This window comes from Priestia sp. TRN 1309 (assembly GCF_050846875.1).
Taxonomy (GTDB): domain Bacteria; phylum Bacillota; class Bacilli; order Bacillales; family Bacillaceae_H; genus Priestia; species Priestia zanthoxyli.
This window is the reverse complement of record NZ_JBOZGM010000001.1, coordinates 1,302,656-1,314,541: the sequence shown is the minus strand read 5'-3', so window position 1 is coordinate 1,314,541 and position 11,886 is coordinate 1,302,656. Positions and strand designations below refer to the sequence as shown.

At 38.2% G+C, this 11,886-nt stretch carries 15 protein-coding genes; 9 read left to right on the top strand and 6 right to left on the bottom strand.

The features are described from left to right. A partial coding sequence (locus ACRPLQ_RS07305) for an N-acetylmuramoyl-L-alanine amidase (protein WP_432235839.1) occupies window positions 1–999 on the top strand: 999 nt, incomplete at its 5' end. Window positions 1,000–1,028: 29 nt separating this feature from the next. On the opposite strand, the gene rpsN is transcribed toward ACRPLQ_RS07305, so the two are convergent. Continuing rightward, complete coding sequence (gene rpsN / locus ACRPLQ_RS07300) at window positions 1,029–1,298, bottom strand: 30S ribosomal protein S14 (RefSeq protein ID WP_028414364.1); 270 nt, start codon at window positions 1,296–1,298, stop codon at window positions 1,029–1,031. Window positions 1,299–1,711: 413 nt separating this feature from the next. Here rpsN and ACRPLQ_RS07295 point away from each other — a divergent pair, with 413 nt between their 5' ends. The 3 genes from ACRPLQ_RS07295 (at window position 1,712) to ACRPLQ_RS07285 (ending at window position 3,524) form a co-directional block, all read left to right on the top strand. Then, window positions 1,712–1,987, top strand: a complete 276-nt coding sequence (locus ACRPLQ_RS07295) for an AbrB/MazE/SpoVT family DNA-binding domain-containing protein (protein ID WP_013057736.1) — start codon at window positions 1,712–1,714, stop codon at window positions 1,985–1,987. A 120-nt stretch (window positions 1,988–2,107) separates the two neighbouring features. Further along, entirely contained in the window at window positions 2,108–2,569 is a 462-nt protein-coding gene (locus tag ACRPLQ_RS07290; protein WP_028414365.1) for a DinB family protein, read from the top strand. Window positions 2,570–2,756: 187 nt separating this feature from the next. Next, window positions 2,757–3,524 (top strand): class I SAM-dependent methyltransferase, encoded by a 768-nt coding sequence (locus ACRPLQ_RS07285; RefSeq protein ID WP_028414366.1) that lies wholly within the window; start codon window positions 2,757–2,759, stop codon window positions 3,522–3,524. Between the two features lie 15 nt (window positions 3,525–3,539). Here ACRPLQ_RS07285 and ACRPLQ_RS07280 read toward each other — a convergent pair whose 3' ends face one another. Then, entirely contained in the window at window positions 3,540–4,220 is a 681-nt protein-coding gene (locus ACRPLQ_RS07280) for an FHA domain-containing protein (RefSeq protein WP_033580601.1), read from the bottom strand. A gap of 288 nt (window positions 4,221–4,508) precedes the next feature. Here ACRPLQ_RS07280 and ACRPLQ_RS07275 point away from each other — a divergent pair, with 288 nt between their 5' ends. Then, on the top strand, window positions 4,509–4,673 hold the full coding sequence (locus ACRPLQ_RS07275) for a hypothetical protein (protein ID WP_155017376.1): 165 nt from the start codon (window positions 4,509–4,511) through the stop codon (window positions 4,671–4,673). A 74-nt stretch (window positions 4,674–4,747) separates the two neighbouring features. Here the strand turns inward: ACRPLQ_RS07275 and cobT are convergent, their stop codons facing one another. Then, complete coding sequence (cobT, locus tag ACRPLQ_RS07270) at window positions 4,748–5,785, bottom strand: nicotinate-nucleotide--dimethylbenzimidazole phosphoribosyltransferase (protein ID WP_033580600.1); 1,038 nt, start codon at window positions 5,783–5,785, stop codon at window positions 4,748–4,750. A 162-nt stretch (window positions 5,786–5,947) separates the two neighbouring features. On the opposite strand from cobT, the gene ACRPLQ_RS07265 reads away from it, so the two are divergent. Together ACRPLQ_RS07265 and ACRPLQ_RS07260 are read left to right on the top strand one after the other, a co-directional pair. Next, window positions 5,948–6,814, top strand: a complete 867-nt coding sequence (locus tag ACRPLQ_RS07265; protein ID WP_033580599.1) for a YitT family protein — start codon at window positions 5,948–5,950, stop codon at window positions 6,812–6,814. A gap of 66 nt (window positions 6,815–6,880) precedes the next feature. Continuing rightward, window positions 6,881–7,237: a hypothetical protein gene (locus tag ACRPLQ_RS07260; RefSeq protein WP_033580598.1), complete on the top strand. Its 357-nt coding sequence runs from the start codon at window positions 6,881–6,883 to the stop codon at window positions 7,235–7,237. 328 nt (window positions 7,238–7,565) lie between these two features. Here the strand turns inward: ACRPLQ_RS07260 and ACRPLQ_RS07255 are convergent, their stop codons facing one another. Beyond that, a complete protein-coding gene (locus ACRPLQ_RS07255) occupies window positions 7,566–8,012 on the bottom strand; it encodes a GNAT family N-acetyltransferase (RefSeq protein ID WP_033580597.1) in 447 nt (148 codons plus the stop codon). Between the two features lie 186 nt (window positions 8,013–8,198). Next, a complete protein-coding gene (locus tag ACRPLQ_RS07250; protein WP_033580596.1) occupies window positions 8,199–9,368 on the bottom strand; it encodes an MFS transporter in 1,170 nt (389 codons plus the stop codon). Window positions 9,369–9,707: 339 nt separating this feature from the next. Between ACRPLQ_RS07250 and ACRPLQ_RS07245 the strand changes: the two genes are divergently transcribed. Continuing rightward, a complete protein-coding gene (locus tag ACRPLQ_RS07245) occupies window positions 9,708–10,292 on the top strand; it encodes a YitT family protein (RefSeq protein WP_432235838.1) in 585 nt (194 codons plus the stop codon). Between the two features lie 29 nt (window positions 10,293–10,321). Here ACRPLQ_RS07245 and ACRPLQ_RS07240 read toward each other — a convergent pair whose 3' ends face one another. Continuing rightward, on the bottom strand, window positions 10,322–11,206 hold the full coding sequence (locus ACRPLQ_RS07240) for a diacylglycerol/lipid kinase family protein (protein ID WP_028414373.1): 885 nt from the start codon (window positions 11,204–11,206) through the stop codon (window positions 10,322–10,324). Between the two features lie 188 nt (window positions 11,207–11,394). On the opposite strand from ACRPLQ_RS07240, the gene ACRPLQ_RS07235 reads away from it, so the two are divergent. Then, window positions 11,395–11,859, top strand: coding sequence for a DUF4306 domain-containing protein (locus tag ACRPLQ_RS07235; RefSeq protein WP_223260182.1), 465 nt, complete (start codon window positions 11,395–11,397; stop codon window positions 11,857–11,859). The last annotated feature ends 27 nt before the right edge of the window (window positions 11,860–11,886 follow it).

Below are 11,886 nucleotides of genomic sequence, written 5' to 3'. Positions count from 1 at the left end.
TCGGGTTCTACAACATCCAAGTCAGCTGTTGTTAACGCTAGCTCATTAAACGTTCGCTCTTCTGCGAGCACAAGCGCATCGGTCGTAACAAACTTACCGCGCAATTCAAAAGTAATGGTTTTAAAAGAAAGCGGATCTTGGTCTCAGATTAAAACGGCAAGCGGCCAAACGGGCTGGGTAGCAAGTCAGTATTTACAAGCTAATTCTGGACAGTCTTCACAACCAGCCCAGTCGATTCAAATTACAAAAGCTTCAAATTTGCGCAGTCAGCCGAGCTTAAGTGCGGGAATTATTCGTGTAGCAAAAGCAGGCGAACGATTCAAAAAAGTAGGCGAAACGAATGACTGGGTGCAAATTCAGTACTCTGCAAGTCAAACAGCATGGGTGTCAAAAGGGTTAACAGCTGCGGCTGGTTCTACAACTTCAGCTAGTTTGCCTTCCCCATCTGCTGCTTTAAAAGATAAAATTATTGTGGTAGACGCTGGGCACGGCGGATATGACCCTGGCACTTCAGGCAAGTCATCGATTGAGAAAAACCTAGCGTTAACAACCGCAAAACTTGTGGCAAGCCGCTTAGCTAATGCCGGAGCAAATGTATTTATGACGCGTTCAAACGATACTTTTATTTCACTGAGCGGACGTGTGAACGTTAGTGAAGCAAAGCATGCAGATGCATTTATCAGCGTTCACTATAACGCTTCTACTTCATCTTCTGCAAACGGCATCGCATCATTTTATTACAGTGAAGCTAAAGATAAAGAATTAGCAAAATACATTCAAGAAAGCATGGCTGAAAATGCGCCTTCTATGAAGGATATGGGGGTTCGTTTTGGAGATTATTATGTTACTCGAGAAAACAACCAGCGGGCTGTACTTCTTGAATTAGGCTTTTTATCAAATGCTCACGATGAGCAAATTGTTTCTTCTAACGCGTATCAGCAGCAAATATCTACAGGTATTTATCAAGGAATTGCTCGATACTTTGCAGCTAATAAATAATAAAAGCCCTCATAATGAGGGCTTTTATACTACCAGCTTGCTTTTTTAACACCTGGGATTTGTCCTTTGTAGGCCAATTCCCTAAAAGCAATGCGTGACATTTCAAATTTTCTAAGATAGCCTCGAGGGCGACCGGTAACGCGGCAGCGATTATTTAAGCGCGTTGGTGAAGAATCTCTAGGCAATTTTTTTAACGCTTCGTAATCTCCTTTTTCCTTCAACTCTTGGCGCAATTGCGCATATTTCGCTACTATCTCTTGGCGCTTTTGTTCTTTTACAACTTTTGATTTTTTAGCCAAACTCTTTGTCATCCTTTCGCTTTATCAATTTTTATTTGAAATACGTAATCATTACGATTTAATCGTTTTGAGCAAGTTACTTTTTAAATTTAATCATATTTTCTTCATTTTTTCAACTTGTTTGCTTCCACGCTTACATGTATCCTCTCTCCTAAACTGCTGTATAAACATAAATAAAATTGTATGTCAAATGTAATTAATTCCTTCATCTCCTATATCATACAAAGAGCCCTACATATTCCATTTTGTAGGAGGATTTGTATTTACAGATAATATTTCAATAATATTACAGTTCATTTACATATTAATAACTTCGACAAATTTAGCGGTTATCTAGTATATAATCATCTTAGAAATTCCAAAAATAATATTTTGTGTACTCAATAAAATATAAAAGTAAAGGTGATTAAAAAATGAAATCGACTGGTATTGTAAGAAAAGTAGATGATTTAGGTCGTATCGTAATTCCTAAAGAGTTAAGACGTGTTCTTGAAATAGATGTAAAAGATCCTGTTGAAATTTTTGTCGAAACAGATCGAATTATTTTAAAGAAATATGAGCCGAACGGTGCTTGTGCGATTACTGGTGAAGTATCTTCTGACAACGTAACAATCGCAGATGGCAAATTAACTTTAAGCCGCGAAGGTATGGAGTTATTACTTGAAGAGTTAAAACAACGTAATTTCTAATAAAAAGAAAAACAGTTGCATGTAAGCAGCTGTTTTTCTTTTTATTAAAGTTTTTTCTTCGCTTTCTGATTTTCAGATGCTATACTCAGAAGCGAATACATAATAAAGGAGCCTTTTATCATGACAGTTGAACAAATGACTCATCACTTTTTAGCACATCGAAACGTAACTAATGAATTAATCAACAAAATTGAAGCAGGTCACTACGAATACAAGCCTGCCCCGACATCTATGTCAGCTTTTGACTTATCTACGCATATTTTAACATCCTTTTATGCATTTGCATCAGTGGTAAAATCCGGTGATTTATCTCCACTTGGTCAAAAAGCTGATTTTGGCGGTAAGTCATTATCGGACCTTGCAGCTGAATATACGAACAAAACAGTAGACGTATTACGCTCACTTAGCGAAGATGACTTAAACAAGACCATTGACGCAACTGCAGCGTTTGGAAGAAAGCTTCCTGGAAGACAGCTTTTACAAATGGCCATTGACCATGAAATTCATCATAAAGGAAATTTATACGTCTACGTACGTGAGATGGGTCATACAGATCTTCCTCTATTTGTTCAGTTCGGTTAATGGTTATAAAATAGTTCGACTTGTAAGCGCCCAAGCTAGAAGTTTGGTGCGCTTTTTCTTTGGAGTTTTCGGCATAATAAGTAAGATATATGGTATAATTCTATCAATAACTTCATATCTACTATTCAAAGCTTGTTTCTTCTTATAAAACGATCGTCATCATCTTTTACAAAGGAGGAATCACTTCATGAGTCAGACTGTTAATCAACAAAAAATTGCTCAAGTGTATCATCTTCCGTTTGTTTCTTCATTTGGAGGAAGTGCTATGAACCTTCTTTCTCCTCAAGCTGGCGAACATATTTTAGATATTGGCTGTGGCACTGGCGAATTTATTTCGCAGCTCAATAAGCTTCATGTCCGTGCAACGGGTATCGATTGCTCTGAAAATATGATTGAACAGGCTCGTCATCAGTACCCGACTCTATCCTTTGAACAGTTAAACGCCCTTAACCTTCCTTATTACGAACAATTTGACGCAGTTTTTTCCAATGCAACTTTACACGATATCCGTCCCCCTCACCTTGTCATTAAAAACATTTACAATGCTTTAAAACCAAATGGCCGATTTGTAGCAGAATTTTGGGGAAAAGGAAACATGGACGAAATTTTCACAGAAATCATTCGTCAATTTAAAACGTTTGATATCCCTTATAACGATGTAGATTTCCCATGGTACTTCCCTTCTGTAGCTGAATATTCTTCTCTTTTGGAATCACAGAATTTTCAAGTCACCACGGCCATACACTACAGCCGGCCCCTCTTGTTAAAAGGGGAAAACGGCTTGCGTAATTGGCTCGAAACAAATGCAGCCCCTCTTTTTGCTCACGTGACGACAGAAACTAAAAATGTCCTCATTACGCGCTTAGAAAATCGAATGCAAGACAAACTATTTCAAAACGGATCTTGGCTAGCAGAAGCTAAACATATACGTGTACATGCTGTAAAACGAGATTAAAAAATGGACGTGATTCTATTCACGTCCATTTTCGTTAAAGTGCAGCCAATATCCTTTTCCTCGAATCACTTCGATTTCTAAATATGTTCCTATTTTTTTGCGAACCCGGTAAATCAGCGCATTCAGCTCTTCCGCTGCTACCAGAATTTCTCCATTTGACTCTACTCGTTCAGGCCAAACGCTTTTTTTTAATGCTTCTTTTGAAACAAATTGATTGTTATATTCTAGAAGGTAAGCTAAGCACGCGTATTCTTTATCTGACAGAATATACGTTTCCTCTTTTACTTTTACTTTCTGCAAAATTGGATCTAATGTGTAAAATGGCTTATTTATTTGTTTTAGCAAAGGTCCTAAATCGAGGGTTGCATCCATATCATCATTTCTAAATACTAAAGCTGCCTCCTCATTTGCTAAGGTAATGACATCCTGCTCTTTCAAGAAACGAGGGGTTCCAGGCTGTAACTCTTCTCCGTTTACTTTTGTCCCGTGTTTACTAAACAAGTCTGTAATGAAAAATGCATTGCTCTCGTACGTTACTTCAAAATGCTTGCGTGAAATGTAAGCACTTTGAAAGGCCAGATAAGGCTCCCATTCTTCACTGCTTCGTCCGATAATACAAGCTTTATCTTTTGGAATAGGCACGGAAGCTCCTTCATAAAAAGGAGCACCGTTCCGAATAATCAACATACCGTTCATTGTTTGCTCACACTCTTTTTTAAAATTTTCTGACTCTTATCATGTAATTATAACACTCACATTTATTGAGATTTCTTCCAACTTTGGATAACATCATAGTATAGTCAGTTATATGATAAAGGTTGTTGCCATGTAAGTAAACCTTTAGAGCAGTCCTTTTCTAACTGAAAAAATACGTATTCTTTGCCCTGCTGTAACGTGGATACAATTTTTTTGTAAAATAATTTGTTTTTTAGTAACTTTGACATATGTTCTCTCTTTTTAAAGCGGAGTAAAATAGGAAAATACGTGAAATATTTACATAATGGAGGAAGACCAATGGGACGTTTGCCAAAAGATAGAGAAATTCAAGCGATTAAACGACGCGTTGCACTGGTATTGTTAATTATTGGATCATTTATTTTAACAGGTGCTAGCTTTAGCGTTTATTGGTTTATGATGTTAAAAATATAAGATTTTTTTATAAAATAAAGAAAAAAGACATGGTTTTGTTCCCATGTCTTTTTTAGGTTTATTTTTTTCTAAGTTTATTCTTTCTCAGACACTCCCGCAGATTGAAACGTAGCCATATTAGCAATCATTAGCGAAGCCGAGTGCAGCAGCGGAAATGTAACAGCAGCTCCACTTCCTTCACCTAACCGAAGATTGAGGTTGAGAAGCGGTTTCTTGCCAAGAAGCTTCATTGCACACGCATGACCTTGTTCAACAGATTCGTGACTAGCAAACATATAGTCTCTTGCTTGTGTATTGATTTCTGTCGCTAGAAGAGCTGCAACTGTACAAATAAAACCATCTACTAAAATAGGAATACGGTGAGCAGCTGCCGCCAGCATAGCACCTGTCATACCTGCAATTTCAAGCCCCCCTATTTTACTAATAATATCAATCGGATCCTGAGGGTTGATGTGCCTGTTTTGCAGCGCTTCTTCAATTACCTTCACTTTGTGGCGCAGTTGTTCGTCAGAAATCCCTGTGCCCATTCCTGCAAGCTTAGAGACTTTTTCTCCTGTCAATACAGCTAAAATAGCCGTGCTTGACGTAGTGTTTCCGATGCCCATTTCTCCCACAATCAAACATTTAATTCCTTGGGCAATAAGCTCTTCAGCTTCTTCATATCCGACTTGAACAGCCAATTCTGCCTCACTGCGCGTCATCGCGTCTTCTTTATAAAAACTTGCTGTGCCCAGCTTCACTTTGCGTTGTACAAGATCCTTGTGGGAAAGGTCAGAAGCAATGCCGATGTCAATCAGTTTGAACTGGGCATCTATTTGCCCACTAAACACGTTAATAGCTGCTCCTCCCTGCAAAAAATTTAGCGCCATTTGTGCCGTTACGTCTTGAGGATAAGCTGAAACTCCTTCTTTTACAATTCCATGATCGCCTGCAAAAACGAGGACTCCTGGCGGCGTGACTGTCGGAAAAGCTTCCCCTGTCATGGCCGCTAATTCAACTGCTATTTCTTCGAGCCTTCCAAGGCTTCCTATCGGTTTGGTTAATGTATCAATATAGCGTGCCGCTTTTTCGCCAGCGCTTGTTTGAAGCGGTGGAATATAAACGTTTATCATATGTACAGCTCCTTTATTTCAGCAAATGTCTACCGTTTAATTTAACAGGATTTTGTTTATTCTGGCTAGTCTTTTTTAAAGTAGATAATTGGATAGAGTTCCCAAGACTTAGTTATACTAGTAAGAGTTGCGTATAGGCAGTATGTTGAAAGGAAAGATTTTATGACAACGAAACAGCACAAAAAGGAAAAGGCAGGTCGGCTCATTTATCGCTACATTATGATGTTAATTGGAGCTTCCTTGGCTGCCGTTTCTATCGAATTATTTTTAGTCCCAAATTCCGTAATTGACGGCGGTATTATCGGTATTTCTCTAATTTTAGTTTACTTAACGAAATTGCCGTTCAGTCTACTTATCATCATCTTTAATCTCCCTTTTTTATATAGTGGATACAAACAAATTGGTCGTAGCTTCTGCTTTTCATCTATGTTTGCAGTTGTTGCTTTATCCATTGTAGAATCTCAATTGCACCATGTTCCAGCTGTAACATCTGAACCGCTTCTTGCTACTGTATTTGGCGGGCTCCTTTTAGGAGCAGGTGTAGGAACGGTCATTCGTCACGGTGGAGCGTTAGATGGAACTGAGATTTTAGGTATTTTATTAACAAAAAAAATCCCGTTTTCTGTGGGTGAATTTGTGATGTTTTTAAATATCTTCATTTTCGCTTGGGCAGGGTTCGTGCTAGGTTGGGAACAGGCCATGTACTCGATCCTTACGTACTATATTGCGTCTAAGACAATCGATGCGATCATTCAAGGGCTTGATGAAACAAAAGCAGCTTTTATTGTGTCAAATCACTATGAAGAGCTATCAGACGCTATTACGCATCGTCTAGGCCGCGGCGTGACGAAACTGTATGGTAAAGGCGGATTTGAAGGTACAGAAAAAGAAGTCATATACGTAGTTGTGACGCGTTTAGAAATTACCAAGCTTAAAACCATTATTTCTGAAATTGATCCACAGGCATTTACAACCATTATGGATACCCAAGAAGCGCAGGGCGGCAAATTCAAATCAGCCATTCACTAACTATACATAAGCGTGAATTTCTCTGAGCATGCTAATAGCTGACTACCCGTAAAGGAGATCACCACAATGAAAGAACAAATGTCCAACTTATTTAACCAATTAAAACAGTCGGTTTCGGATGTATCTGATAAGTTATATGACAAAGTACATACGCTGCAATCTTCACCAGGAGTGAGTGTTTTTGAACTGTATGAATGGATTAAAGAAAATCCAAGCGCAAGCGTACAAAAGCAAACGCTGCTCGGGATTTCGTACTCTTTCTATGCACTCCACGAAGACGGCGTTTTTTTCTATATGGAAACGAAATATGATTATTTACTTTACATGACTATTTATAGTCCAACACGTCATTATTTCACCTATCATTCTTACCGAGATTCTTTATCAACAGTGACTCCCTTGACGTTTCCTATTACTAAATAATAAAAAGCTCCTCAATCGAGGAGCTTTTTTTATATGGTTATCTTCCTTTTCGGACTTTAAAGATAAACAGCGCAAGTAAAAAACCGCTCGTCGCAGTTACTATTTTCCACGCGTTTAAGATTGGATTTTTTTTCAAGGTCCTGCTCCTTCCTTGCGGCTATACTAAAAATAGGATGGCCGCCTTTCAAACAGCTAGTCCAACTTCCCCCTACTATTCATACCATCATCTAACATATAGCCCACCGACATTTTCATCAATTTCACTTTTCATACTATAACATATTTTTGCCATTTAGTAGAAGTCTTAAAAGTAAAAGCTGTACTTCTCTTAAAAAAAACGGTATTGAACCCCTGCATTTTCTTTACCGTTCATTTTTTGATAAAGGTTTTGAGCAACTTTATTTTCACTGCTGCACTCAGCGGTCATTCCTGCAAACTCATACTTTTGAGAATAGGCAAGGCAAATCTTAAACAAACGTTCACCAATTTTATTTCCTCTGTTTAAAGGAGATACGTACAAATCTTTTAAGACGCCTGTTTCTTTAAAATAATGGGTGCTCCACGATACGTACACCGTCGCAAAACCTACTAGTTTCCCTTCCAATTCAGCAACAAACTGGATACCGTAGGAAGGATTATTCAATAGACGCTTAATATGTAAAGTTAAAGCTTTCCGGGAAGGGTCAGGCTGCTCGCAGAATTTCACTATATATTCTTGCATTAACGTAGCCAGTCGCTCTCGATCAGTTTCAACCGCCTGTCGAATGACAACCATTTAATCACTCCTTTTAGCTCAACGCTCTTAACATAATTCGATAGCTATACTTTTTTTCCTTTCGTTTTCGTGAAAAGCTCCCTACTTTTACACAAGGGGATATTTAAAGCAAACAACCTTATACGGCTTATGGTTGAGGAGAGAAAATACGCTGTTTTAAAAAAAGGTTGCAAACAGCAACCTTTTTTAGTTAGCAAGCGCATAATTTCGTAAGAATAAACCTACGCAGCCGCTGATTACAATCAGTCCTCCTGCCGTTAGAAACGCCGCCGTCACATTTAGCGAAGCAACAGCGCCAAGCAGCAGCACCGAAAGTCCAAACGTCACATATGAAACGCTCAGCGTAGCGGAAAGCACCTTAGGAAGCTTTTCTAAAGGAACGGCCGTTTGTGTAAGCGTGTAAGAACACGTAGCGCTTATTTGAAGGGCAATGCCAATAGTAAAACTAAGTAAAAGGGAAAGAAACGGCACAGATATCACTCCGAACAATAATGTAAAGAAACCTGAAAAAAGACTGCCTAGTATTACGATATGATAAAGACTTCTCTCTTGCTCAACTGAAATCTTCAGCAAAACGAAACCACCAAGAACCGTTCCAACAAAAAAACTGCTGTTAATATATCCCCACCAAGCTTCATTTTTATTTAATATTTCTTTCACAAACACGTAGACAATAGCTGATGCCCAAACGCCGGCAGCCATCCCTTCTAAAACCTCCATGACTAATAAAACCCGCAGGCGCGGATAATGCCAAATTAGCTTCCATCCCTCTTTTAACCCTTGTTTTTGCTTCGTTTTAGAAGAATGAACGTTCATGCGAATGGCCTGCATGAATACGAGTGACAAACTAAATAACGAAAATGACAGCCATAAAAGGCCGGTAGCATCCCAGCTAATAATCAGAAAGCTTCCAAGCGGATAGGCTGCAATTTGAATCGTTTGATCCGTGACATTAAACATACTGTTCCATTTTAACAGCTTCTCTTTATCTACTAAATGAGGAAGCATAGAGCTTTGAACCGGAGCTGCCCACCCATCGAAAAAAGCAATAAGCGCCACGCAGCACAGCATGCTGATAAGCGACATATGCCACAAGAAAAACATAGACAAAACACTGGTTTTTAACAGCTGAGACACCACAAGAATACGCTTAGCTCTGTAGCGATCTATAAGAAAAGGCACCGTAAAACTGCTCAAAAACTTAGCAGCCGTAATGGTAAACGGAATGCATGAAAGCAGCACAGGAGAACTATTTTGAGCGTAAAGAATGCTTATTAACGCAACAATATATAATACATCTGCTAAATTAGCTTGGCTTTGACCAAACCATAAAAAAAGTACGGAACGATTTTTCACGACAATCCCTCTTTCTTTTTAGTATGACTGAAAAGAAAGAGAATCCTACACGTAATCAACCCCTTTATATAACGGCTTGCTTTTATCGACTTATTACAATCGTATGCTTTTTACAGAACACAACTTTTTTATATATTAAAAAATACAAACAGTTAAACAGTATGGTAAAAAATCAAGAAATTGTCGTGAAAACGAAGTTAGATTAACTATAGAATATCAGAGTTATAGAATCAATACTTTTTACATAATTTTCTTTTTTCTTCTTCTTTACTTCTAAATAACCTAAGCTTGTCATATACATAGATGGACGAGTACTCCCATTAAAATTTAACGTATAGGGTGAGGAATATTTTTTCGAGAGTAGTTTCGATTTGCTGTGGCAGCTTATTAATTGGACTAGGGCTAAACGGATTTATTGCTCCGTATCACTTACTAGACGGTGGACTTATAGGATTTGGGCTTATCGTATATTATGTGTTTGGAACTCCTATCGGAATGTCCATTTTCTTTTTGAACGTACCTGTCTATTTATATGCTTTTTTTCGTCATCGCCAAAACTTTTTTTATGGAAGTATAGGTTTGTTTGTTTCTTTTTTTATGACAGAATGGCTGTCTATTCTCGAAGGCACGCTGGAGCTTCCTTTGCTCTTTAGCTCATTGCTTGGAGGCACACTCGTAGGAATGGGAATAGGACTGATGCTTCGCTACGGCATCAGTTCGGACGGTCTGGATTTAATCGCTATTATTGTATCAAAAAAATGGAAAATTAATATAGGAATAACCATTTTTATCTTAGACAGTACGATTATGATAGTGGGCTTACATATTATCGGATTTACAGCTTTTTGCTACTCCATGCTTGTTATTACGATGAGCAGCATAATGATTATGCTCTTCACTTCTCCGCGATGGCTGTCTTCATAAAAAAAACGCTTGAAGTTTCAGCGTTTTTTTTATTTGTTTCCTACTATCATATTTATGTGATTGTGGAGAACCGTAATCGTTGAAGGTGTTGTCGTTTCTTTTTCTCCATCACAATCTACCGTTTTTTCAGGAGTGGTTTCAATATGGACTTCTTTTGTCCGAAAATGCATAAGGTTGCTTTCAGGGTCAAGCTGTTCCTCATCAGGAGTTGTTTGTAACCATGCCATAACCGGCTCGATTCCCATTTCTTTAATAACGAATACATCTAATAATCCGTCTTGAAATGAGCTGTTTCCTAGCATAGCGCGAGTTCCTCCTAAAAAAGGACCGTTCCCAATTAACACCATAACTGCTTCTCCTTCATAGGAAGCTTTTTCGCTCGTCATTTTTAATTGAAAAGGCTCTGCTTGATTTAACGTTCTACCTACGCTCATGTAGTAAGAGAGCTTACCAAATTTCTCTTTATTTTCTTCTAAAATATTTTCAGATACATCAGCTACGAGACCGATTCCCCAAAAGTTTAAAAAATAATCTTCGCCATGTTTTCCAACATCCACTGCTTCCGTCTGCTTTTCAATAATTTGCTCCACTGCTTTTAAAGGATTTTGATTCATTCCGATTGCACGCGAAAAGTCGTTGCACGTTCCTCCGGGTAAAATAGCAAATACAGGGCGTTGCTTCAGCGGAGCAAGAGCGTTGATCAACTCATAAATCGTCCCGTCTCCTCCTGCTCCAATAATGACATCCGCTTCGCCTTCCAATTTTCTTACCAGCTCGGCACCATCTCCAGGTTGCTCTGTTTTATATAAAGTAACCGCCTCAAATGCTGTGTTTAACCGATCACATATAAAGTCAATTTCATTTACTAATTTTTTGTTTCCTGCGTTTGGATTCAAAATCACTGCTGCCTTCATCTTTCTCTCTCCTCTATTCATATCTTCCGTTTCACCTTTTTTCCCTTTCTTTTGAAAAAACAAACCTTTTGAAATATGAACGTTTTATGAAACCATTCCAATAGTGCTTTTTTTACTTTCAAAACCTGCTATAATAATTTTCGGACTTGTATTAACAAAAGATGGTTATTGAGAGGAGCTTTCTATACGTGTCAATAAAATGTATGACGCAGCTATTCGCAAGTTGTTTTGTTTTTTTACTTTCCTCAGTCGCTACTTGGTATAACGGCTCTTCGATGCTTGAAGGACCTTTATCAGCTAGTTTGACCGGAGGGCTAACAAAGTCCTCGGCGGTTCATCACTATTCTCACATCGATTATTTGTTATATACAATTAAATTCCACCCTCAGTTTCCAATTATGATGATGGTGAGCGGGATTTATTTGATTGTATTACTATCTATTATTGGGTTCAAAAAGCGGTATGGATTGATTAGCTCCTGCTGTTTATGTATCACAGCTCTCTTATGCTACAGCAGCTATAAACTTTCACATACCCCGACCGAAGGTGAACACGCCATGATTACCTCTAGCTTAGCTGCAGCAAGTTTATGCTTAGCAGTCGGATTATTCTATTTATTAAAGCGATTTTATTCTCAAAAAGAATATATTTAACCATATGAAAAAAACGTCGGATCTACC